We start from the raw sequence: 23237 nt of genomic DNA on the forward strand, positions 1-23237 counted from the left end.
ATTTTCTGAGGGATTACTCTGCTCAGCGTGTTCAGACTGTGGTGGCGTTGGCAGCTCTAATGAGGAGGCATTGCTTTCTTGATCAGGTGTTGATTGATCTTGATTCATGTAGGTTCCCCATTAAAGTTAACGAATAAATTGAGTATTGTTTTGATGGACATAGCTTTGGAACTCAGCAATTGAGCCGTGGCTTTGTAATAATGTGGCCAATGACATCACATATTTGAAAGCATTCAACGCCATTTCCGATTTTAATGCGCTAATCATATTTTGCGCATCAATCACCTGTGTGGCAGTGCCCATGTCCTCTTTAAATGACAGCATTTGTATACGTAAATTTTCTTGTGCAGCCAACATATTCTGTTGCAGGAGTTGATGACTGTGCTGGGCAGATTCCAGTTCACTATATGATTGATAAATCATATTTTCGATTTCTTGTTTGGTCCGCGCAGTGCTTAGCTCAAGGGCATAGCGTTGTAATTCAGCTGCTTGCACATTTTTTTGTTTATCAATTCCTGAAAATAAATTGTATTGAGCCGCAACCCCGACAATCCAATTCTGATGTTCATCTAAACTATATTCACCAAAGGCAAACAGGGTCGGTTTTTTCGCTGCGGATTCCGCTTGGACTTTGACGCCTGCAAGCTCAGTATCCTTTTGTAGTTTTTGTAGCAGTGACGATTGTTTGGGATAGCTTGCTAACCATTGATCAATCGAATAATTTTTGACTGTATTCACAAACAGCGGGGTCGTAAGTTCCGTAACTTGGCTACGTTGTAATAAATTATTAAGCTGAAATAGGCTGGTACGTAAATTGGCTTGTGCATTTTGCATGAGTCGATCAGCATTGTTTTTTGCCACTTCAAATTGCATGCGTTGCCCTTTGCTGATGAAGCCTTGTTGTTCCAGTTTCAGGGCATTTTGATAATGGGTTTGCATCGCCTTAAAATTTAAACGGCTTGCATTGAATAATTGCTGTTGTAGCTGGGTATTAAAATAGGCCTGAATAATTTCGAAGCGCTGAAGGTCTTGTTGCTGTTGATTATTGATGACACTCCGTTCGGACTGAATTTTTGCCATCTGTTTGGCACTTGAGGTTAGTCCACCCGTATAAAGCGGCATAAATACGGATACAGTGGGACGGACCACCTGATCATCTAAATTTATAGTGGCTTCATTGGGAATTAAACTAATCCCGCGATCTATGGCACTACCGACCCCGTCTTTTAATGTGTCCGTAACACCACTGGGGATTCCACTATTATTTTGCCATTGATCAATTTGATTATTTACCCCTTGAGTCAGGGTGTGATCGAGATTGTTTTTGAATGAATTTAGGGGCACATCCACTTCATTATGAAAGGCATAAGCACGAACATTCAAATCCAGACGTGGCAGGCCGAGTCCTTTCACTGCTTCAGCTTGCAATTGTGCCGATTGTTGTAAGGCTTGAGCCGCTTGTGTGTTATAGGACTGCGTCAGCATGCTCTGTTCCGCTTCAGTATAGCTGAGTGGTTGGGCATAACTTGGAGTCAGGTATAACAAACCTGTACACAGGCAGATAAAACTCGGGAAAACAGGTTTCATGGTAAGCGTTAATTTTCTTGGTTTTAATTGAAAACGCTGTGGCATTCATCAAACTCGCATGATCGTTATCAGCAATTATACCGATCTTAATTTTATGGGGGTAAACGACCGCGTTTACATTTTAACTTTGACGGACGCTAGATTCGTTATTCTGCAAAGTTATAATACGGCAAATTTATACTTTTTAAAAAATGACCTAGATAAAAATACAAATGATTCAGTATATTCCAAATCATCAATACAATATTGTAATGCCATCAGCACAGATGAGCATTGATCAGGCATTAGATTTATTTTATCAGCATCATGGCTTTGCTCCGATACTACCCGAACAAGAACCCTGTACAGTCCATGTTTATAATGGCTGTTTATTGGTGCCTTTGCCAAATATTGGGGTCAGGCATCGGTATCTCAAATATCATGACTTACATCATATTTTAACGGGCTATAGTGTGGGCCGAATAGGTGAAAGCGAAGTCAGTGCCTGGGAGTTGGGCACGGGGTCTATGTTTAATCATCCCATACTCGGGGTGATGAATTTAATTGCGCTTTCCACAGGTTTTTTCTTGCAGCCGAAGCGAATGTGGTCGGCCTTTCAGCGGGGCGTGTGGAGCCGGAATTTATATGCGCCATCTACGCGTATCTGGATTGATGTGCATGGCGATACGCAGCTGACCGATTTGCGTAGCCAATATCTCGCAGATTCCTCCATGAAAAAAACTCACTTTATTCGTACCGTGGAGTTTTGTATTTATTTACTTCTGGCTTTTTTGATTCATGCCGTGGTGGTTATTCCAGCGTTAATTGTACGTATAGTCAGCTACTTAGTGGCTGGAGAATCTTTAATAAAAGCCATACAGCCGAAAAGACGTAGCGATCTTTATTGATGTTTTGACTTTAAATACCCGATAGCATTGAAATATTTTCAGGATAATTTACTGCAAGCCTGAGCAAGATATGATTAAATGCCATCATTTTATTGTGTTTCACCTCTGAAAGGAAAAATCATGCGCGCGTACAATTTCTGTGCTGGTCCTGCTGCATTACCTACTGCCGTTTTAGAAAAAGCTCAACAAGAAATGTTGGACTGGCATGGCAAAGGGTTGTCCATTATGGAAATGAGCCACCGTAGCAAGGACTATGTTGCGGTTGCTGAAAAAGCAGAAGCGGATTTACGCAAGCTTATGAACATTCCTGAAAACTACAAAGTGTTGTTTTTACAGGGTGGGGCATCCTTACAGTTTTCTGCCATTCCATTAAATTTATTGGGTAAAAATAATAAAGCAGACTATATCCATACTGGCATCTGGTCTGAAAAAGCGCTGCAAGAAGCACAGCGTTATGGCGATATTAATGTCATTGAAGCCGGTACCAAAATTGATGGCAAGCTTGCTATTACAGCGCAAAGTGAATGGAATTTGTCTGCTGATGCAGCTTATGTTCATTATGCAGATAATGAAACGATTGGTGGTTTACAGTTTGCTTCAATTCCAGAAACCGACAAGCCTTTAGTTTGCGATTATTCATCAAGCATTTTATCTGCGCCTTTAGATGTGTCGAAGTTTGGTCTCATTTATGCGGGTGCGCAGAAAAATATTGGTCCAGCAGGTTTAACCTTGGTGATTATTCGTGATGATTTACTCGATCAAGCGAAACCTGAAATTCCAAGTTTACTAAAATATTCTGCTCAAGCGAAAAATGATTCGATGGTGAATACCCCAGCGACTTATGCGTGGTACTTGTCTGGTCTCGTGTTTGAATGGTTGCTAGAAAATGGCGGTGTTGATGCCATGCAGCAAGTGAATCTGCAAAAAGCAAAATTACTGTATGGCTATATCGATTCAAGTGATTTTTATGCAAACCCGATTGCAGAAGCTAACCGTTCAATCATGAATGTGCCATTCACTTTAGCCAATGCTGATTTGGAAAAATTATTCTTGAAAGAAGCGGAAGAAAACCATTTATTGAATTTGGCAGGTCACCGTTCAGTGGGCGGTATGCGTGCAAGTATTTATAATGCAGTTCCTTTAGAAGGGGTGCAGGCATTGGTCAACTTTATGGATGACTTTGCCAAACGCAACGGTTAAGCCCTATATGTGAAAAAACCCATCTGAATAAGATGGGTTTTTTATTTTAACTGTGCAATTAAAGAATAAACTGATGCAGAATATAAGCAGATGTCATCATGCCGAAGACAAAAAAAATGCATGACATGGTGTCTAGTTGGTAGCGTTGTTCAAGTTGTGTTTCAACGCTCTGTAAATTTTCTTCTTGTACGATTTTCATAGATATCTCGTTCCGATCTATATTATCGTTAAATCCTATGGCTTGTTCATATTATAAGCATAAAAAATTGATTAAATAAAGTACTAATTGTCATGAGTGAAAAAATCAGTCCGATTTTTAATTTAATCTTCGTTGTGATAAATGATAAACGATATTTTTTATAAATATTATAATAACAAACTGTTTTTACTTATATTTTATTGTCTATCGATATTGATGGTTAAATAAATTTAAAACTGTGGATAACCGATTATAATTTGAATTTAAAAACACAATTAAAATAAAAAACTGTGGATAAAATATAAGCAATAATATTTGAAACCGTATTTTTAAAACCCTCAAAATACAAAAATGGGATGTAAGTCACAGCTTTGTGAGCTTCATCCCGTTTGCATGTGCTTGGGTACAGCGCCAGCTAGTTTTGTGTGTGAATACTCACTTGCACCCAAATGTTGCCGCGTATGTATTGACCAATATTAAAATGTTTATATTGTTCATCTTTCGTGGCAATACGAATTAGCGTTGCTTCCTGATTTTCATCATGAATTAACGTGACGTCATAGAGCGTATATTCTTGTCCCATAAATTGCAGACTGGTTTTGCCGACGATATTGCCTTGGAACCAAGCTTCATCTTCTTGTCCCATTTTCTCGCCATACAAATAGGCCACCATTTTCGAGAAATCAACGGTTACAGGCGCTTTATCATCTTCACATTTTGGTTCCCAAGCATCAATCTGTTCTTGGAGGTTGGCTGGTGCAATCCCATTATTGGCAGCCAAAATGTCATTTAAAGCGCGATGGTGTTTAATTGACGCAGGGTCATCTACCACCAGTTGCTCATGCTCAGATACGGCTTCCAGCTCATAAGCCCAAGCATTCAGTTGCACTAAATAGGACTGATCTTTTTGATATTGATCATGATTGACACTGTATAAGCTATCAAACGCATACACGACACTATTTTCCCCAAGGTTTAATTGCAGCACTGCTTGGGTATTGGATTTGCAGCTAATGATGCGTTCAATAGAGGCTTTAACCTTATACGGGCTCTCAAAACTTGGAAAGGCGGTTTTTACTGCTTTCGGTTTATTATTTTCTACAGCAATTACTTGGCAGAGTTGCACCTGCTCTTTGCTGGGTCCTTGAATAAGCCATACAGAGTCATCCATATCGCACTCGTCACGACAAAGCCCCATTGGCATAATCGGTGCATCGAGTGCCAGACCTAACCATTTGGGAACTTCAGTGGTTGGATTTTCTGTGAGCAAATTCCAATGCTCGATATGGCTGCCGAAGTTTTGATCTTCAATGGTGATCATTTCAGGTCTGTTTTGATTTTTCATAAGCACAATTTTGAATGTTCAGTGGCTTTACTCTATTTAATCGAGGGTTATTTTGATATTTCAAGTCTATCTGAATGAAAACAGGCATAAAAAGTAAATGAATCAAACTGAAGCTCAGTCAGAAGCGTGAGAAATTCAGGTCAGTGAGTTAAAAAATTGGACTTTTATGTGGCTGTGTTTCTTCGCTATAAAAATATACTTTTCAAGTATATTTCTGATTTAGCTCCGTGTGAGGCTGCGGTTTTTGTTACACTGGGCTGTCCATTTTGAATGATGAAGGTGCGTGTGCTGCCATTTAAACTTTGGGTCGATGCGGATGCATTACCAAAAATTTTACGTGAAGTGATTCTACGTGCTTCGGATCGCTATCAACTTGAAGTTACTTTTGTTGCCAATCAAAATGTCGGTATTACACCTTCGGTTCGGATTAATTCCATCCAAGTCATGAGTGGTGCCGATGCGGCCGATCAAGAAATTGTTGATCGCATGCAAGAGAATGACATTGTTATCACGCAAGATATTCCTTTAGCAGCTCAAGTCATTGAAAAAGGCGGTATTGCAATTCATCCTCGCGGTGAAATTTATACGACGGCCAATGTTAAAGCTCGACTGCACTTACGTGATTTTATGGACACCTTGCGTGGAGCAGGGGTACAAACAGGTGGACCACCGCCAATTTCTGAGCGTGATAAGCGTGAGTTTTCTAGTAGTCTGGATCAAACCATTCAGAAACAAAAACGTAAAACCAGCAAATAATTGGATTTCAATATGCCCTCCAAAGCCAATCTTATGTCGACCTATGCCTTATTGGTATTTATTTGGGCGACCACACCCTTGGCGATCGTGTGGAGTGTGTCGGATTTACATTTGTTGTGGGCCTTGGTATTGCGATTTTTTATCGCGCTACCATTGGCGCTGCTGCTGGTTTATGCGCTAAAGGTTAAATTTCCCTTCGATCGTGTCAGCTTACATAGCTATCTGGCAGGGGCATGCAGTTTTATTGGTTCGCAAATTTTCACCTATCTCGCGACCCAATATTTGTCCTCTGGTATGATTGCTTTAATGTTTGGTTTGGCCCCGATTATGGCGGGCTTAATTGGGCGATTTGCTTTTCACCAGCATTTGCATCGTCTGCAATGGTTAGGGATGACGATCTCAGTTACTGGACTGGCCATTATTTGCTTTACGGGTGGACAACAGCATGTGCATCCAGTCGGTATTTTGTTGATGCTGCTGAGTGTGTTTATTTATGCTTTGTCGATGTTTTGGGTGAAGAAAGTCAATGCACCACTCAATCCAATTGCACAAGCCTCAGGTTCTATTGTGATCTCTACACTGGTAGCGGTGTGTATTATTCCCTTTATTTGGCAATATGCACCGACGCATATTCCGCAGCTTAAATCACTTTTGGCTTTGTTTTATACGGTAATCATGGCATCACTGGTTGCGATGTTCTGTTACTTTAAGCTGGTGCAGAACTTACAACCCACAACTATTTCATTAACCACGGTCATGACGCCGATTCTGGCAATGTTAATTGGCGCACTGCTCAATCAGGAAATGCTGTCGTTTATGGTTTTTGTAGGTGCTGCTATTTTATTATTTGGACTATTTATTTATTTTTATCGGGATTTAAAAGCGAGCCGAGAACTCGCTCTTAAATTGAAATTACAAAAAAATTCAGGCAAGCCTTAATCTTTAGCCTGTTCGAGGTTAACACATTCTGCTAGTTTGACCCGGTCTTGTGGATGTAGGGTAATAAAATAGGCGCCTGTACGGAATTTCCCTTTGCCTTCATCACGGCTATACACCACTTGCGCTGTTGCCGCGATATGAAAGAAGTTTTCAGGATGACTTAAAGTCACATGAATATAAGTGCCTTCTTGAATTTCGCGATCGCAATAAAAGCTTAATCCGCTTTCTGAAAAATTGACCTGTTCTGGTACAGGTAACATGGATTGTACAATTGCATCGTATAAAGAACCGGTAATCAGGTTTAATTTTTGGTTGAATAAGGATAATATTCGAGCAATTTGTTGATCTTTTTCAGTTAATTGTTCTAATTCGTAGTTTAAAGCCAGATCAAATTGATCTAATTCTGCGAGTAGTAGAAAATAGCGGGGCAAGACAAAATTTGGATCGTAAGGATCATTAAGAGCAACATCATCAGAAATAACCTGATAGTTAATTCGCAAGGCAGCATCGATACGTGACATTACGCGACGTTCCGCTGAGGCGCTTTGATGCTGTAAATTTTCCATAATGTATTACCTCGGACTAGATGGTATGTTTAAACCAATCTCGCTGTACATCGGGTTAAGATATACTCGCGCACGGCGTAGCAACCACTTTATTTCTTTTATTGCTCTGGTCTCAATGATCGGTCTCACCTTAGGTGTGGCTGTTCTGATTACAGTTTTATCTGTAATGAATGGCTTTGACCGCGAATTGAAAAACCGTGTACTGGGCATGATACCTCAAGCCACTGTTTCATCAACACAAATTTTAACAGATTGGCCTGAACTTGCAAAAAAAGTTGAGCAGCATGAACACGTTAAAGGTGTTGCGCCGTTTACTCAATTACAAGGCATGATCACCGCGCATGGTCAGGTTTCTGGCCTTATGGTGACAGGTATTGAGCCAGAATACGAGAAAAAAGTCTCGATTATTCAAGACCACATGGTTGAAGGTAACATAGACCAGTTAAAAAAAGGTGAATTCGGGATTGTTTTAGGTAAGCAATTAACGGATGCCTTAGGTTTGGGCTTGAATGATAGTGTGACCTTGGTTTTACCAGAAGCAACGCCATCGCCTGCGGGGGTGGTACCACGCTTTAAACGGTTTAAGATTGTCGGCATCTTTAGTATTGGGGCAGAAGTTGATTCTATGATGGGTTATATCGCCTTGAATGATGCTTCGACCTTATTACGCCTTCCGGATGGTGCACAGGGCATTCGCTTGAAATTGGATGATATTTTTGCGGCACCACAAGTCAGCAATGATATTGTGCGTGAATTGCCGGGCAATTATTACGCTTCAGATTGGACCTATACCCACGGTAATTTATTTAGTGCCATTCAGATGGAAAAGGCCATGGTGAGCCTGTTGCTCTTCCTGATTGTTTTAGTGGCTGCATTCAACATTGTGTCTTCACTGGTAATGGTGGTAACGGATAAAAAAGCAGATATTGCAATTTTACGGACTTTGGGTGCTTCACCTGCCACTATTACCAAAATCTTTATGGTGCAAGGTACAGTCATTGGCGTTGTTGGTACGCTCGCGGGTGCCGTATTGGGTATCATCTTTGCGACTGGAATCAGTGGCTTTATTGATTGGGTCAATACAGCATTAGGTCTGCATTTATTTGATGCGTATTTTATTAACTATTTACCGTCATATCTGCGATGGCAAGATGTGGTGATTATTGTCAGCTTGTCTTTAATTTTGAGTTTTCTGGCGACCATTTACCCAGCCTTACGTGCGGCAAAAATTCAACCAGCGGAGGCTTTACGTTATGAATAACGTGGTATTAGAAGCCAAAAATGTCGTGAAACATTTTACCGATGGAAAATCTACGGTCGAAGTGATTAAAGGACTTTCCCTGAAAGTACATGCAGGAGAGTTTATTTCGATTGTCGGTTCAAGTGGCTCAGGTAAAAGTACCTTACTGCATGTCTTGGGCGGATTAGACCGACCGACCGAAGGGCAGGTTTGGCTGAATGGTCAGCGTTTCGATCATATGGGTGAAGCTGAACGCGGTTATTTACGTAATCAGTATTTAGGTTTTGTCTATCAGTTTCATCATTTGTTGCCTGAGTTTAGTGCATTGGAAAATGTTGCTATGCCTTTGATGTTGCGTGCAGGCACGAATTATAAAGAAGTTAAAGAGCAAGCCGAATATCTACTCAATCGTGTCGGTCTGTCTCATCGTTTAACCCATAAGCCGGGTGAGTTGTCGGGTGGTGAGCGTCAGCGGGTTGCACTTGCACGTGCTTTGGTGGCTAAACCTGCGTTAATGATGGCCGATGAACCAACCGGTAATTTAGATCGTCAAACGGCGGTGAAAATTTTTGAATTGTTGAGTGATTTACGACAGGAATTCAATATGGCAATGCTGATTGTGACGCATGATGAGCAATTGGCTCGGGCTGCGGATTCAGTCTTACATATGCAAGATGGAATCTGGGTTGACGCTTGATTTACTGGAATAATCGTCTTTAACTTGAAGCCCACTACGGTGGGCTTTATCATGTGCACCTTATATAAAAACATCATGAAAATAATAAATGTATATTGCACTGATCGCATGGATTTTAGGTACAGCAGCAATAGGAAAAGACTGGGCTTTAACGGACTCGAGTTGTGTGATCTTCGGAGTATGTACGGTCTTTTGCTATGCTTTTAAATACAAATGTTCTCGATTTCGACCACAGTTTACGCATTTTGCTTCGGTTATATTTCTAAGCCTGTTTAGCTTTAATTGGGCATATTTACATGCCAATGATGCCCTACATCAGAGAATGGCGCTGCGCGAGTTGATGCCCAAACAGACTGAAGTCGTGGTCTATGTTCACTCTTTGAATCAGATTCAGCCTCATCGTATACAACAACCGATCGTCGTACTAAATAATCGAAAGCAACCTGTGCAATGGTTAGCTTATCTTTCTTCTAAAGACCAACATCCACTGGAACTGGGGCAATATTATCGATTGCGTGGGCAAATTCTGCCTGCACATAGCTATGCGATGGAAGGTGTTTTTGACCAAGAAAAATGGTTCTTGCAACGCAACCTGATGTCCGCTTTTCAAGTGCAAGCGGTACAGCGGTTGACCAAGCAGCAAGTGGAATTATTGGGGCAACAGGCGTTTGTTAAAGCGCAACAGCGATGGTATGCCCAATTCTTTTTAGCGATTGAACAGCAGAGATTAAATTTACGCAATATTTTACATCAAGCAAAGCTGCAAAATTCGGGGCTACTATTGGCGTTATTGACCGGCGATGAAAGTTTATTGACCCCTGATGTTGAGCATTTGTTTCAAGGTCTAGGCTTGAGTCATTTATTGGCTATTTCTGGGCCACATGTCTTGATCTTTGCTTTGATGCTGTGTTGGGCTTTACATCACGTCATCGTCCGTTTTATGCCAATATGGTATTTGCGAGTTCCTAAACCTTATTTATTAATCCTTCCTTTCTGTTTCGGGGTGTTCTTATATACGGCTTTGGTCGGATTTGAAATTCCGGCGCTAAGAACATTGCTAAGCAGTATCCTTATTGCGTTATTTGTTTTGTTCCAGTTGCCTTTAAGACCTGTGCAGGTCTTGCTGCTGAGTGCGGCACTATTACTGTATTTCGATCCGTTTAGTATTTTATCGGCCGCGTTTTGGTTGTCTTATGGCTCATGTTTAATCTTGTTCAGAATTTACCAGACTCTACAGCAGCACCCTGTACAAGCTATACCATCAGGTTATGGGCAGTTCAAACAAAAGTTGGCATTGCTCTTTGAATCACAATGGAAAATCTTTCTTGCTCTATCGCCACTGATGTTGATCTTTTTTCAGAAAATTGTCTGGATTGCACCATTGAGTAATCTGATCGCCTTACCGTGGGTGAGCATTTTGGTGGTACCTTTAAGTATCTTGGCGGCTTTGTGTCTATGGCTATGTCCTGCATTTGGACTTTTACTGTTCAAACTGAATGATATCAGCCTGTCTGGCTTAATAAGTCTATTACAGATGTTAGAACTTTTATTTGGTTCTAGCGTTCAAAATGTGGCCATAAGCTGGATTGGTGTCTTGGGTTTAATCGTGGGATTAATCATCTTGTTTCTACCACGCGGAGTCATTCCTAAAACTTGGGGGATTGTGTGCTTTTTACCAATCTTTATGTTGGATCAATCGCAGCAACCTTTTGAACTACAGGTCTTAGATGTTGGACAAGGGCAAGCCATTTTTGTACAGCAAGGTGATCAGCAGATGATGATCGATATGGGTGGAAATTATGACGAAGACAAATTCAGTGTAGGTCGGCAATTAATTCTGCCATTTTTAAATCAAAAGGGAATTAAGCATTTAGATCAACTGATCTTGACTCATTTAGATCAGGACCATAGCGGTGGCTATATGTCCTTGCAATCATTGTTACCCATTCAATCCATTTATAGCAATCAACAGGTGCAAGTCCCGTCTGGATCACAGTTTGATTATTGTCATACAGGACAAGTGTGGCAATGGGAGGGGGGAAAAATTGAGGTGCTTTCTCCACGACCAGCACAATTATCCCAAGTTGCGACAAATCAGAATGAGTATTCTTGTGTGGTCTACATTCAAGTTGCCAATGCGTATCCTTATGCCAATTTTTTAATTATGGGCGATGCGGGTTGGGAAACTGAATATCGCTTGTTGAAGGATTATCCAAATTTAAAAGTGGATGTTTTGGTTCTTGGACATCATGGTAGCAAACACGGCTCTGCTTATGACTTCCTCAAGCGACTGAACCCTAAGCTCACTATTGCTTCCGCAGGATTCAATAATCGTTATGGGCATCCAAGTCTATACACTCAACGTCGTTTAAAAGCATTAAACATCCCGTTATTTTCAACAGCCAATCATGGCAGCGTACAATTTATTCAAGCCAAAGATGGCCGCATGCAATTACATTTGTATCGAGAGCAGTTGAGTTGGCTCAGACATGTGCCTGCTGCTGACGGATCTTAGTAACCAACTGCATGGCTTGATCATCTGGAAGACTATATAAACCGCGCAATTCGGGATTGGCTTTAAAACGTTTATAGCTCCAGTGATAATGCTCTGGAAAACGTTGAATCAGCTTTTCAATCGCATGGTGAATCACCAAAGTGCCATCATTGGCTGTCCCTTGATAAATTTCGTCAGACATTGGCTCGATATACATATCAAAGCCATGCTGTTCATTACGAATGGCATAAAGAAATAGGGCTTTGGCTTTAGTTTTTTGAATTAATTTCGCACTGAGATTACTGGATTCTAAGGGTAAACCAAACAAGGGAACCAACTCACCACCGACATTGGGCGTATGGTCAGGGAGAATAACAGTCGTCCCCCCTTGTTTGAGGGCTTTAAAAATTTGCCGAACACCGGATTCATCAGTTGGAACCAAGTTAGCCTGTTCACGGCTACGTGCACTACGGACAAAATTATCAGCCGCAGGGTTTTTTACTGGTTTATAGAGAATGGTCATCTGGGTGAACTGAGCCACCCAGGCATTCATGACTTCCCAAGTCCCAAAATGCGGAACAATCAGAACCACACCTTTTTGCTCAGCGAGGGCATCATGTAAATATTGTTCGCCAGTAATAGTGTGAATCCGCGAAATATTTTTTTGATTTTCTGAACCCCAAATACTAAAGAATTCAAAATAAGAGGTCAGTTCATTACGAATGGCTTGGCGGGTAATGTTTTCCCGTTGAGCAACGTTTAATTCAGGTAAAGCAATTTCAAGATTTAGACGGATTGTTTGTGAAGTTTTAGAAATTTTTAATAGGTTCACTAATCCAGCCAGTGAACGGGCAATTAACCGAGAAATTTGAATGGGTTGTCGACTTGCAAAATGGAGTAAGCGATCAGTCGTTGTTTTAGAAGTTTTATCAGTCATTGCCTAATGGATGTGGATATAAGAAATATAAAACAGCGATTATTATAGGCGAAAACACGGTGATTAAACAGTTTATTGCGATTCCATGTATATAATGAGGGTAATTTTATTCATTATTGGATCTTCCTATATGTCCGATTGGCCACCAAAACCACAAAACGAAAGTCAACCTGCACAACAAAACTTAGAAAAGCATACTGGCAAAGAATGGCAAATTCTTGAAAAAGCAGTATTAGCTTCTGTAGAAGAACAGCGCCGCGCACGTCGTTGGAGTATTTTTTTCAAACTGCTCACTTTTGCTTATATCTTATTTATTTTGGTTGCTTTGGGGAAAGGCTGTAGTACCACAACAACAGATGTCAGTACAACCTCAGGCTCGCATATTGCCGTGGTTGATATTATTGGGACAATTGCAGCGGACAAACAAAGTGTCAACAGTCAAGACACCATTAAGTCGTTAAAGAAAGCATTTGAGAATCACAGCAGTAAGGCAGTCGTGTTGAATATTAACTCACCAGGCGGCTCACCGGTCCAATCAGATGAAATTTGGCAAGAAATTCAATATTTAAAGCAACAACATAAAGATAAAAAACTCTATGCCATTATTGGTGACACCGGGGCTTCAGGCGCTTACTACATTGCTTCGGCAGCCGATGAAATTATTGTCAATCCTTCTAGTTTGGTGGGGTCAATTGGGGTCATTATGCCGAATTATGGTGTGAACGGATTGATGCAAAAACTAGGGGTAGAAGACCGCACCATGACGTCAGGTGAGAATAAAGCGATCTTGTCCATGACTCAACCAGTAGATGCCGAGCAAAAAGCACATGTTCAGGCTGTTTTGGATAATGTACATGATCATTTTATTCAAGCTGTGAAACAAGGTCGGGGTAATAAACTTAAATCACAAGATCCTGCAATTTTCTCTGGTTTGTTCTGGACAGGAGAGCAGGCTGTAAAATTAGGAATTGCTGACCGTACAGGTAGCCTAAATAGCTTGAAACGTGAATTGAAACTCGATAAAACAGTGGACTATACCATTCAATATAATCCATTGGATTCTGTTTTAGGACGTATGGGTAGCTCAATTGGACAAGGTTTTGCTACTTCGCTGAAAGAACAGGTTCAAGCAGAGCAAACGACCCAATTACAATGAAACCATTAATCCACTTTGCGCATGCCAATGGCGTGCCATCCAAAGTCTATGAAAAACTCTTTCATTTACTCCGGGATGATTACGATATAGTGTATGTTCCAGTCATTGGAACCGACCAACGCTATCCTGTGACCAATCATTGGCCACGCTTGGTGGATCAAGTGACCGACAGTATTGTACGTCAAGCACACGGGCGACCTGTGATTGGACTCGGGCACTCCTTAGGCTCTGTCTTGACCATGATGACAGCTTATAAACGTCCTGAATTATTCCAGCAAGTGATTATGCTGGATCCACCCTTAATTATGGGGAAAGCTTCTTTACTGTTTCATGCTGCGAAAATGTTTCACCCTAAACTTGTGGATCGTATGACCCCCGCAGGTCTGAGTAAACGTCGCCGTGATCATTGGGAATCTCGTCAACAGGCTGGTGAAATGTTGAGACCGAAAGGGCTGTATCAGCAGTTTGATCCCGAGTGTTTTCAAGCGTATTTAGATCATGCCTTAACTGAAGATGCAGAACGCGGTGGGGTAACCTTGACCATTCCGAAAGCTGCCGAAGTTGCTATTTTCCGCAATATGCCATCTTGGTGGTGGTTGCCTATGTCGAAACCAAAAGTCCCGATACACTTGTTGGTCGGCGATCAGAGTGAGTTCTTAAAACACGGTTTTCCGCAAGTTGCCAAGAAAAAAGTGGGCATTCCATTTAGTGTAGCTGAGGGCGGACATATGTTCCCGTTGGAACGTCCTGAAGCTACGGTAGAATTAATTAAGCAGCTGATTCAGCAATAAAAATACAATAAAAAATGCATCCGAGGATGCATTTTTTATATCTGAATTTAGTGGATCACAGTTGGCAAAACTGGATCGGAGCCTGTAACGGTTGATTCCGATAGAACACAGTATTGGCATCTTGGTATTGCAATACACCAGTACAAATCCATTCCACGACTTGAGGGTAAATCAAATGCTCAAGGACATGTACGCGTTGCGCCAGAGTGTCGGCATTTTCATCGCGCCCAACTTTTAATACACCTTGAACCAGTGATTGACCTGCATCTAGTTCGGCAGTGACATAATGTACGGTACAGCCGTGATAGACATCACCCGTATTTAGCACACGTTGATGGGTATGCATGCCTTTGTAATGTGGCAATAAAGAAGGATGAATGTTTAACATTTTACCTTCCCAAGCACGTACAAACTGAGCACTGAGAATACGCATGAAACCGGCTAAAACCACTAACTCTACATCCCATGCGAGCAGTTGCTGATGCATTGCTTGATCAAACAATTCGCGTGTCGGATACTGTTTGTGCTCAATCACAGCAGTTTGAATGCCAGCTTGACGGGCACGTTCGAGTGCGTACGCTTCAGGTTTATTGCAGATAACTCCAACAATTTCACCTGATAGACGGGCGTCTATCAGGGCTTGTAAGTTACTGCCACTGCCTGAAACAAGGACAGCGATTTTCATTATGCAAAGATTACGCGAATTTTCTCGTCAGCGCCTTCAACAGATTCTGCGTTGTCAACGATATGACCCATCGCCCATGCCTTTTCACCTTGTTCAGTTAAAAGCACAATGGTTTTTTCTGCATCTGCTGGATCTACGGCAATGACCATACCAACGCCACAGTTAAAGGTGCGGTACATTTCAAACTGTTCAACACCACCTTCTTTTTGAAGAAGTTTGAACAATTCTGGCCATTCCCAAGAAGATTCATTAATAATTGCTTGCGCACCGTTTGGAAGTACACGAGGTAAATTACCCGGTAAACCACCACCTGTGATGTGTGCCATTGCATGGACATCCACTTGTTTGCAAAGCTCAAGAATCGGTTTTACATAAATACGTGTTGGTTCCATTGCCGTATCAGCAAGTGGGCGACCATCTACGATTTGAGTAAGATCTACGTTTTTCACATCTAAGATTTTGCGAAGTAAAGAGTAACCATTTGAATGTGCGCCGCTTGATGCAACACCAATCAAGACATCACCCGCTTTCACTTTAGAGCCATCAATGATTTTGCTTTGCTCAACTACACCTACGCAGAAACCTGCAAGATCGTAATCTTCGCCTTCATACATGCCAGGCATTTCAGCAGTTTCACCGCCGACTAATGCACAACCTGCAAGCTCACAGCCTTTACCAATACCTGTAACAACGTCAGCAGCAACATCAACATTTAAGTGACCTGTTGCATAGTAATCAAGGAAGAATAAAGGTTCTGCACCACACACCAGAAGGTCGTTTACACACATTGCAACTAAGTCTTGACCAATGGTGTCATGACGGTTTAAGTTCAAGGCTAAACGTAATTTTGTACCAACACCATCTGTGCCAGATACAAGAACAGGCTCTTCATAGCCTTTCGGAATTTTACATAGTGCGCCAAAGCCACCTAATCCGCCCATCACTTCAGGACGAGTTGTGCGCTTAGCGACAGATTTGATTCGATCGACAAGTGCGTCGCCCGCTTCAATATCGACACCTGCATCTTTATAGCTTAAACCAGTGTTTGGGGTAGAAGTTGAGTTGCTCATAGTGAAGTCTCCGCATTTGCGCGGGGATTATAACCCGAATATACGAAACTCTTATGTTATTTATGCGCTAAAATGCTATCTTTACTTAAATATTTTACTTTTTATAACGATTAAATTGAAAAAGGCGGGTTTATATGGTCGATCGAACCTTGCGTCGCATTTTTATTCTTACGGGTATTGTCATTATTCTTTGGGTTTTATATCTATTGAAACCTGTAGTATTGCCATTTATTGTCGCATTTTTAATCGCTTATTTATTTAATCCGTTGGTCGAAAAATTCCATAAAATCGGATTTCCGCGTTGGTTGTCGATTAGTGTGGTGTTCATTGGCATTGGTGTTATTTTAACCTTGGCCGTTTCTTATTTAGCCCCTCTGGTTTGGCAACAGTTAATGTATGCCAAAAGCAGTATTCCCGCAGGGATTCACTGGCTAAATTACACCTTTTTACCGTGGACGTCGAAGACATTTAATCTGGTACAAATGGAAATTGATACAGAACAGTTATCGACTTCAATTATGGATTATATCCAGACCAATTATAGTGCAGATAGTCTTCAAGCCATGGCGCTTAAAATTGCGCAATCTGGCCTAAGCTTTATTCAAATTGGTGGTACGGTGGTTTTAATCCCTGTGATTGCCTTTTATTTCTTGCTCGACTGGGATCGTATGCTAGACAGTATGCGTCGCTTAATTCCACGACGATATGAAGCATCGACGCTCAAAATTGTCGGTGAATGTCACAGTGTATTGGGGGCATTTGTCAAAGGGCAGTTCTTGGTTATGCTGTTGCTGGGCATTGTTTATGCCATGGGTTTACAGCTGATTGGGCTTGAAGTGGGGCTAATTATTGGCATGGTCGCAGGTTTGGCCAGTATTATTCCTTATTTGGGCTTTGCGGTTGGTATTATTGCTGCGGTCATCGCAACCTTATTCCAGTTTGGTATCGACTGGATGCAGTTGGCTTTAGTCGGTGTGGTTTTCATGATTGGGCAGGCCGTAGAAGGGTATATCCTGCAACCATTTTTACTGGGCGATAAGATTGGACTTTCTCCTGTTGCGGTAGTATTTGCTGTTTTGGCAGGTGCACAACTGGGTGGTTTCTTGGGTATGTTAATCGCGTTACCTGTCGCTGCTGTCATTGTTGTGCTGTTAAAACATGCACGAGAATGGTACGAACAGAGTCAGTTGTATGGTCCGCAAACAGTTATTACTTCCTTTGCAGATACTAACTCTATTAGTATAGAAACCTCTCAGGTTGATGTAGATATTGAAATTAAAGACCAAGCCTCGAAAGATCAGCAAGTTGCTGAAAATTCGAGTAACATTGAACCGAAAACATAAAGCGTATAAGGCTTAATCACGAATATGCGTCAACTCCAATTAGATATTGAACCTCAACTCGATGCCCGAATCAGTGACTTTTCTGGTCCGGGTTGGGGGCATGTCATTGATGCGATTCGCCAGCTTCATGCAGGATTGATGAATCGTTTTTATGTTTATGGCGGTGCAGGTACTGGCAAAAGTCATTTACTCTCTGCCATCTGTGACTCGTATCTGGATGTCGGTAAGTCAGCAATTAAGGTATCCTTGCTTGAACTGCTCGATGCACCCACAGAAGCTATTACGTCACTAGAACGTTATGATTTGGTAGCTTTGGATGATATCGAAGCGATTTGTGGTGTTCCACATTGGCAAAAAGCCGTATTTCATCTAATCAATTATAATAATGAAGTGGGAGGGCAGCTGGTTTTCTCTTCGAGAGTGGCGCCGATAGAATTAAAACTAGAATTGCCTGACTTACAGTCCCGTTTGACCCAAGCAGTCAGTGTCAAGGTTCCAAACGGCAGTCTATATGCCGACCGTCAAATCTTAGTCAGTTCAGTGCTGGCACGACGCGGTATTCATATTGATCAACAGATTATTGATTATCTATTGGCGCATGGTCCTCATCAAGCTTCAATTTTATTACAGACATTAGAGCAGCTTATTCAATTGCTTAAAGGTGAAAAGACCAAACTGAGTCATGCCACCTTGCGACAAATTTATGCGTTGATTGACGAATATCAGTAAACATTAAAAGTACTTGAGTAATTTAAAAAGCTGTAACAAATTACTCAGAAATTTGTATCGCATGGATTTGCGGTCATAAAAAAATAATACAAAGACCAGTTAGGGAGAACATGATGCTATTTCATGGCATGAAGAATTGTCGTATCCAACAAAAAGTTGCTCTCTTCTTTGATCTCAAGAGTACTTGTCATACTTTTGATTCGCATTAATGCCGAGATAATCTGGCAGATTAGTCAATTATATTTTTATTCGCTTCTTTTAGTCTTAAGGACCAAGGATAGAGTCGTATTTTTTCGACTGCTATATGCATGACGCAATTTAGAAAAACAAGATAAAAAAATGAAGGAGAGAAGTATGCTCAAGCAGAGCATTGGTGTGGGAATGTTGTGTCTGGCAGGGCATGCTTATAGTGCAAATATTAGTGTCACGACCACAGAAGATATCGTTAAAGATGACCAAGAATGTTCTCTTCGTGAAGCAGTCGAATATATTAACCAAGATCTACCTAAAGCTGGCTACTTTGGTTGTGGTGGGGAAGATGCTAGCCCTGTTATTTTATTAGAAAAACAGAAGATTTATAAACTTAATTCACATTTGAAAGTTCAACGTGAACTCACCATCAAGACCAATTATGAGGTGGATTTTAATGAAACGCCTGTATTGGGTAGCAACAATGCTGTGCTGCAAATGCAAGCGAAAGATAACATCCTGCGTATAGATGACGGTTTACAAGAGAAGCTCTTGAGCGTCGTATTGTATGAAGTCAGTTTACAAGGCTGTAATCAGATCCAGTGTGCACAGCAAGGTGGACTGATTTATAACAATGAGTATCTGCAACTGAGTTATACCGCTTTATCTGGAGGGTATGCGGCACAAGGCGGCGCTATTTATAATGTTGGGAATGCGACTTTGGAAAATACCAGTGACAGTCTGGTGGTCATCCAAAATAGTCTATTACAGAACAATGCCGCGCCTGAAGGGGCTGTTTTTTATACCCATCGCCCAGCATTTAAAATACTGAATAGTGTGATTCGGAACAATGAAACGAGTAATGCCGCTTCAGCCAATATTTATTCTTCTACGGCTTTTTCTATAAACCAATTGCCCAGTACAGTGTTAAGCGTGGCGAATTATATTAAAAATAGTACATTTTTACAGAATAAAGGGATGTTGATTAATTTACGCGATGGTATTGGCTTAAATAACTTGACCCTACTGGGCAATGCACAAGGCGTTAAATTTTCGGCACCACAAGGCAAAGCTTTTCTAGCCAACAGTATTTTAGTCGGTAACCCCTATCCAGTAACTCACCAAGCAGATTGTAGTTTTGATGCCGAAGATCAGAGTATTTTGCAAAATAACCTTGTGTCCGCTGGTTGTGGGCAGGGTTCGGTAGAATATCCTAATGATATTTTGACACAGAATGCCTTAATTGCAGGGACAAGCTTAGAGGGCAAGTGTGCAACAGCCAATGCTGATCGGCAAAGTCTATTCTGCCCATTTACACAGGGAACTCATTTATTTTTAGGATATTTTAAGCCACGTTTATTGGTCACTTATCAACAGCTGAGTGATTCACTCATTGTCAATAAAGGTAAACAGTCGACAGGTTCTGATACGGTCCTTGTGGAATGTGAGTCGAGTGACCAGCGTGGTCAAGTCCGTGACTCCAATAATGTATTGTGTGACCGAGGTGCGGTTGAATTGGTGTTTCCGACGACCATTTCCTTGGTAGGTGAAGACATTAACTATGGTGAAGTGGCGAAGATGTCGGTTGCTGAATTACTTGGCGATGGCGAGCTTTTACCGAAAGATCAATGTGAAGCATTACTTGGCAAGAACTCGACAGGGGAAGGGTGGCAAGATGGCTGTTTACAAGTCGTGCCCACCATTACTCAGCCTAAAGGCACACTTGCCATCGATGAAGAAGGTAATTTGCAGTACACCCCAAATGGAAATTGGCATGGCGCAGATATTTTTAAAATCCGTTTAGTTACAACGACAACGCGCTTTAATGATTCTGAAAATCCCTATCTAGAAATTAAAGTACAGGTCACTCAAGCTCCCGCAGGACAAATGGAGAGCAGTAAAGTCAAGACGTCTGGAGGCAGTCTTGGGATGTGGAGTTTATTGGGGCTTTTGAGCCTGATTGGATTGCGTCGCTGCAAGAAATAAGCAAGGGAAATGACCGTGAAAAATTATAAAAAAGGTTTACTGACGTTAATGGTACTTTCAGCGATGTCGCTGATGGCAGCAGAAGATACTTTTATTTATGTGACAACTTTTGATGATGAGGATGGTGAAAACCTCAATCAGTGCTCATTACGTGAAGCAATTAAAACTGCTGCAGAGAATAAATCTTATGGAGGATGTAATGCAGGAGATACTCGCCTAGGACAAAAAGATCGAATTCAGCTGAAAGAAGGCACTTATAAACTCAAGCGTGAATTGGTTCCGCAATCGGTGCTCGAAATCTATGGGGCTGAACCTTTAGATTATTCCAGTAAACATGTATTAACGCATACTTACCCTGCAACCACGGCCATTAAAACTATCATTAGTGGTGAAAATCAAACTCGAATTTTTAATAGCTCTTTTTCTAAATATGGAACTACATTTAAGAATTTGACTTTGGCTAATGGTGTCTCGGCTGGATTGGGTGGTGCAATTTATGCGGGTGCAGATATTAATTTATCTAATGTGGCGATTGTGAACGCGAAAGCAGCCGAAGGCGGGGCAATTTATCTGGATGGGGATATCGCACTCACCATGGACCATGGTCTTATGCAGGGCAATCAGGCGAATAAAGGTAGTATCTTAGCCATGACTTGCCAGAATAACCTCTTGTTTACTAAACCAAATATTCTAGTGCAAAACAGTAGTCTTGTTAAAAATGGGAATACAAGCAGTCAAAGTATTGTTGAGTTATGTGGTGCAGCCGCAAGCCAGTTCCAAACCAATACCATAGCCCAGAACCAAGCCAATGCCAGTACAGGCGCAATTATTAAAACGATTTCTTCAAATGCGGCACAAGCCAATTTAAGTGAAAATAGTAGCCTGATTTTACTTAGTAATACTATTGTCGAAAACCAAGCAGCCAGCACCTTGCTGTATGATCAGCTGGGCAGTAAAAATATTTCATTTAATGTGCTGGCCTATAATTCAGGGCAATCCTGTCGATATGCATTAAATAATGGCAATGTTGCCGATGCCAAGTTAAATGTGGTTGCCATGCATAACGCACTGCAATTGGGAGCCGTCGTAGGGCAGTGTAATTTACCTAATAGTGCTTATGTAAATAATGCTTCGGGCAGCAATTCAAATATTGATGTGAGTAATATTTCAATCAGTAGCTTACTGTCGAGTTATACCGAAGCCAATGCAAACACTGAATTTTTGCCGCTGTATTATCCAAGAGATAATCAAACCGCCAATGATTTGGTGAATGTGGGTGCAATTGGTTGTAGTGAGCTGGACCAGCGTGGATTTAGCCGCATTACTGATGCAACCTTAATTTTAAATCCAAATCTGAAAAATACCTGTGATATTGGCTCGGTTGAGCTTATGCGTTTAACCGCTGCAGATATCATCAATTTAAAAAATACATCTTATTCCCAGATGATTGACGATTATCAGCAGGCGATTGATTTGTATCAAGCCAGAATCAATGCTACATCGACCAATCCAAAATATTTACCGCAGTACACCGCAGAGTTGCAAGCTTTTCAGGATTTAAAAACCTATACCGAGAAATATGCCAAGTACCGCGCGATTTACATTGATCCTTTTGCTTTAGCCTTGCCAGATGAAATATGGGTCAACAATCAATCCCAAGTTCAGGCTTTGAATGTAGAGAATTATACGATTCAGATCCAAGTTTTAGGGGTTGGGAGCTATTCTGGTGAAGGGAGCAGTTTTCAGTTTATCGGTGATCAAGATGCGAAGTTAAAATGTGAATGGGTTCCTGAGTTAAAACGCATCATGTTTTATCGTTTAGATGATCATTTATCGACGATTGGTGAAAATGCATTTTGTACTTATAGCATTACTTCAAAAAGCGATGTATCTAAAACGACCATCGGTTTGATGAGTGCCAGTTTTTCCAACATCGCACCAATTGCTAAAGAAGACACCTATCGTTTGGAATATGGTACGAACCAGAAAATAGCATTGCATCCACTAGACAATGATTTTGATGATGATGGACCGAAAACCAGTATTTCAGGGCTCAACAAGTCTGATTTCTATCATAATGAAGCTGGGCAGGAATTGGCGATTCGCCTAGATAGTTTGCCCAGTGCAATGATGGTTGATCCTTCTGTACCTCATGGACCTTGCCCTGGCAGTGCTATGCGTGATACCTGTTATGCAAGTGATTTGGTGGTACAGGTGAAAAGTAATTATAGTCCTTTTGATCAAGTGCTTGAATATACAGTTTTTGATGCGGAGGGCTTGGCTTCCAATCGGGCAAAAATCTATTTAAACAACACCGCTAAAAATACGATGACATCAAGTGGCGGTGGTGGTGCAATCAGTTGGTTTGGTCTGTTAGGATTGTTGAGTGCAGGCTGGTATCGCTATAAGCGGAAATTAAAAAAATGATCGCTATTGCTTAG

General features: G+C 41.2%; 20 protein-coding genes. 13 read left to right on the forward strand and 7 right to left on the reverse strand.

Translation table 11 applies throughout. From position 1 onward, the window contains the following. Positions 1 to 126: 126 nt before the first annotated feature. Positions 127 to 1587 carry a TolC family protein gene (locus tag ACX17N_RS04480; RefSeq protein ID WP_458891610.1) on the reverse strand — a complete coding sequence of 487 codons (1461 nt, stop codon included), beginning with the start codon at positions 1585 to 1587 and terminating at the stop codon, positions 127 to 129. A 212-nt stretch (positions 1588 to 1799) separates the two neighbouring features. On the opposite strand from ACX17N_RS04480, the gene ACX17N_RS04485 reads away from it, so the two are divergent. Together ACX17N_RS04485 and serC are read left to right on the forward strand one after the other, a co-directional pair. Further along, positions 1800 to 2474, forward strand: coding sequence for a hypothetical protein (locus ACX17N_RS04485; protein WP_458891362.1), 675 nt, complete (start codon positions 1800 to 1802; stop codon positions 2472 to 2474). 120 nt (positions 2475 to 2594) lie between these two features. Next, positions 2595 to 3674 (forward strand): 3-phosphoserine/phosphohydroxythreonine transaminase, encoded by a 1080-nt coding sequence (serC, locus tag ACX17N_RS04490; RefSeq protein WP_458891363.1) that lies wholly within the window; start codon positions 2595 to 2597, stop codon positions 3672 to 3674. 58 nt (positions 3675 to 3732) lie between these two features. Here serC and ACX17N_RS04495 read toward each other — a convergent pair whose 3' ends face one another. Then, on the reverse strand, positions 3733 to 3873 hold the full coding sequence (locus ACX17N_RS04495; RefSeq protein ID WP_458891364.1) for a hypothetical protein: 141 nt from the start codon (positions 3871 to 3873) through the stop codon (positions 3733 to 3735). Between the two features lie 415 nt (positions 3874 to 4288). After that, complete coding sequence (locus tag ACX17N_RS04500; protein ID WP_458891365.1) at positions 4289 to 5218, reverse strand: hypothetical protein; 930 nt, start codon at positions 5216 to 5218, stop codon at positions 4289 to 4291. Between the two features lie 270 nt (positions 5219 to 5488). Between ACX17N_RS04500 and ACX17N_RS04505 the strand changes: the two genes are divergently transcribed. Both ACX17N_RS04505 and ACX17N_RS04510 read left to right on the forward strand, forming a co-directional pair. Further along, positions 5489 to 5974 (forward strand): YaiI/YqxD family protein, encoded by a 486-nt coding sequence (locus tag ACX17N_RS04505; RefSeq protein WP_458891366.1) that lies wholly within the window; start codon positions 5489 to 5491, stop codon positions 5972 to 5974. A gap of 12 nt (positions 5975 to 5986) precedes the next feature. Next, entirely contained in the window at positions 5987 to 6913 is a 927-nt protein-coding gene (locus tag ACX17N_RS04510) for a DMT family transporter (RefSeq protein WP_458891367.1), read from the forward strand. Here ACX17N_RS04510 and ACX17N_RS04515 read toward each other — a convergent pair. Then, the gene (locus ACX17N_RS04515; RefSeq protein ID WP_458891368.1) at positions 6910 to 7479 is read right to left on the reverse strand and encodes a PilZ domain-containing protein; all 570 of its coding nucleotides are present in this window, start codon (positions 7477 to 7479) and stop codon (positions 6910 to 6912) included. The two genes, ACX17N_RS04510 and ACX17N_RS04515, sit on opposite strands and share 4 nt — an antisense overlap. 25 nt (positions 7480 to 7504) lie before the next feature. Here ACX17N_RS04515 and ACX17N_RS04520 point away from each other — a divergent pair, with 25 nt between their 5' ends. The 3 genes from ACX17N_RS04520 to ACX17N_RS04530 all read left to right on the forward strand — a co-directional run bounded on the left by ACX17N_RS04520 (position 7505) and on the right by ACX17N_RS04530 (position 11931). Next, positions 7505 to 8740: a lipoprotein-releasing ABC transporter permease subunit gene (locus ACX17N_RS04520; RefSeq protein WP_458891369.1), complete on the forward strand. Its 1236-nt coding sequence runs from the start codon at positions 7505 to 7507 to the stop codon at positions 8738 to 8740. After that, positions 8733 to 9416, forward strand: coding sequence for a lipoprotein-releasing ABC transporter ATP-binding protein LolD (lolD, locus tag ACX17N_RS04525; protein ID WP_458891370.1), 684 nt, complete (start codon positions 8733 to 8735; stop codon positions 9414 to 9416). The genes ACX17N_RS04520 and lolD overlap by 8 nt, the downstream gene beginning before the upstream one ends. 88 nt (positions 9417 to 9504) lie before the next feature. Then, positions 9505 to 11931, forward strand: coding sequence for a DNA internalization-related competence protein ComEC/Rec2 (locus ACX17N_RS04530; RefSeq protein WP_458891371.1), 2427 nt, complete (start codon positions 9505 to 9507; stop codon positions 11929 to 11931). Here the strand turns inward: ACX17N_RS04530 and ACX17N_RS04535 are convergent. Next, positions 11900 to 12847, reverse strand: a complete 948-nt coding sequence (locus tag ACX17N_RS04535) for a lysophospholipid acyltransferase family protein (RefSeq protein WP_458891372.1) — start codon at positions 12845 to 12847, stop codon at positions 11900 to 11902. The two genes, ACX17N_RS04530 and ACX17N_RS04535, sit on opposite strands and share 32 nt — an antisense overlap. Positions 12848 to 12977: 130 nt before the next feature. On the opposite strand from ACX17N_RS04535, the gene sppA reads away from it, so the two are divergent. Continuing rightward, positions 12978 to 14003 carry a signal peptide peptidase SppA gene (gene sppA / locus ACX17N_RS04540; protein WP_458891373.1) on the forward strand — a complete coding sequence of 342 codons (1026 nt, stop codon included), beginning with the start codon at positions 12978 to 12980 and terminating at the stop codon, positions 14001 to 14003. Further along, positions 13994 to 14794, forward strand: coding sequence for an alpha/beta fold hydrolase (locus ACX17N_RS04545; protein WP_458891611.1), 801 nt, complete (start codon positions 13994 to 13996; stop codon positions 14792 to 14794). Before sppA ends, ACX17N_RS04545 begins: the two co-directional genes overlap by 10 nt. Before the next feature lie 55 nt (positions 14795 to 14849). Here the strand turns inward: ACX17N_RS04545 and purN are convergent, their stop codons facing one another. After that, the gene (gene purN, locus ACX17N_RS04550) at positions 14850 to 15482 is read right to left on the reverse strand and encodes a phosphoribosylglycinamide formyltransferase (protein WP_458891612.1); all 633 of its coding nucleotides are present in this window, start codon (positions 15480 to 15482) and stop codon (positions 14850 to 14852) included. Beyond that, entirely contained in the window at positions 15479 to 16549 is a 1071-nt protein-coding gene (gene purM, locus ACX17N_RS04555) for a phosphoribosylformylglycinamidine cyclo-ligase (protein WP_458891374.1), read from the reverse strand. Before purM ends, purN begins: the two co-directional genes overlap by 4 nt. A gap of 134 nt (positions 16550 to 16683) precedes the next feature. Between purM and cxpE the strand changes: the two genes are divergently transcribed. From cxpE to ACX17N_RS04575, 4 genes are all read left to right on the forward strand, one after another. Next, entirely contained in the window at positions 16684 to 17892 is a 1209-nt protein-coding gene (gene cxpE / locus ACX17N_RS04560; protein WP_458891375.1) for a chloramphenicol efflux transporter CxpE, read from the forward strand. 24 nt (positions 17893 to 17916) lie between these two features. Beyond that, on the forward strand, positions 17917 to 18621 hold the full coding sequence (gene hda / locus ACX17N_RS04565; protein ID WP_458891376.1) for a DnaA regulatory inactivator Hda: 705 nt from the start codon (positions 17917 to 17919) through the stop codon (positions 18619 to 18621). A 354-nt stretch (positions 18622 to 18975) separates the two neighbouring features. Further along, positions 18976 to 20796 carry a rhombotarget A gene (rbtA, locus tag ACX17N_RS04570; protein WP_458891377.1) on the forward strand — a complete coding sequence of 607 codons (1821 nt, stop codon included), beginning with the start codon at positions 18976 to 18978 and terminating at the stop codon, positions 20794 to 20796. Positions 20797 to 20811: 15 nt separating this feature from the next. Then, positions 20812 to 23223: a CSLREA domain-containing protein gene (locus ACX17N_RS04575; protein ID WP_458891378.1), complete on the forward strand. Its 2412-nt coding sequence runs from the start codon at positions 20812 to 20814 to the stop codon at positions 23221 to 23223. Positions 23224 to 23237: the final 14 nt, after the last annotated feature.

The sequence above is a fragment of the Acinetobacter sp. GXMZU3951 genome (genome assembly GCF_054457875.1).

What these genes read in the sequence shown, in the direction of transcription:
- ACX17N_RS04480 (WP_458891610.1), bottom strand. Translation starts at nt 1,587, where the DNA reads ATGAAACCTGTTTTCCCGAGTTTTATCTGCCTGTGTACAGGTTTGTTA.
- ACX17N_RS04485 (WP_458891362.1), top strand. Translation starts at nt 1,800, where the DNA reads ATGATTCAGTATATTCCAAATCATCAATACAATATTGTAATGCCATCA.
- serC (WP_458891363.1), top strand. Translation starts at nt 2,595, where the DNA reads ATGCGCGCGTACAATTTCTGTGCTGGTCCTGCTGCATTACCTACTGCC.
- ACX17N_RS04495 (WP_458891364.1), bottom strand. Translation starts at nt 3,873, where the DNA reads ATGAAAATCGTACAAGAAGAAAATTTACAGAGCGTTGAAACACAACTT.
- ACX17N_RS04500 (WP_458891365.1), bottom strand. Translation starts at nt 5,218, where the DNA reads ATGAAAAATCAAAACAGACCTGAAATGATCACCATTGAAGATCAAAAC.
- ACX17N_RS04505 (WP_458891366.1), top strand. Translation starts at nt 5,489, where the DNA reads ATGATGAAGGTGCGTGTGCTGCCATTTAAACTTTGGGTCGATGCGGAT.
- ACX17N_RS04510 (WP_458891367.1), top strand. Translation starts at nt 5,987, where the DNA reads ATGCCCTCCAAAGCCAATCTTATGTCGACCTATGCCTTATTGGTATTT.
- ACX17N_RS04515 (WP_458891368.1), bottom strand. Translation starts at nt 7,479, where the DNA reads ATGGAAAATTTACAGCATCAAAGCGCCTCAGCGGAACGTCGCGTAATG.
- ACX17N_RS04520 (WP_458891369.1), top strand. Translation starts at nt 7,505, where the DNA reads ATGTTTAAACCAATCTCGCTGTACATCGGGTTAAGATATACTCGCGCA.
- lolD (WP_458891370.1), top strand. Translation starts at nt 8,733, where the DNA reads ATGAATAACGTGGTATTAGAAGCCAAAAATGTCGTGAAACATTTTACC.
- ACX17N_RS04530 (WP_458891371.1), top strand. Translation starts at nt 9,505, where the DNA reads ATGTATATTGCACTGATCGCATGGATTTTAGGTACAGCAGCAATAGGA.
- ACX17N_RS04535 (WP_458891372.1), bottom strand. Translation starts at nt 12,847, where the DNA reads ATGACTGATAAAACTTCTAAAACAACGACTGATCGCTTACTCCATTTT.
- sppA (WP_458891373.1), top strand. Translation starts at nt 12,978, where the DNA reads ATGTCCGATTGGCCACCAAAACCACAAAACGAAAGTCAACCTGCACAA.
- purM (WP_458891374.1), bottom strand. Translation starts at nt 16,549, where the DNA reads ATGAGCAACTCAACTTCTACCCCAAACACTGGTTTAAGCTATAAAGAT.
- cxpE (WP_458891375.1), top strand. Translation starts at nt 16,684, where the DNA reads ATGGTCGATCGAACCTTGCGTCGCATTTTTATTCTTACGGGTATTGTC.
- hda (WP_458891376.1), top strand. Translation starts at nt 17,917, where the DNA reads ATGCGTCAACTCCAATTAGATATTGAACCTCAACTCGATGCCCGAATC.
- rbtA (WP_458891377.1), top strand. Translation starts at nt 18,976, where the DNA reads ATGCTCAAGCAGAGCATTGGTGTGGGAATGTTGTGTCTGGCAGGGCAT.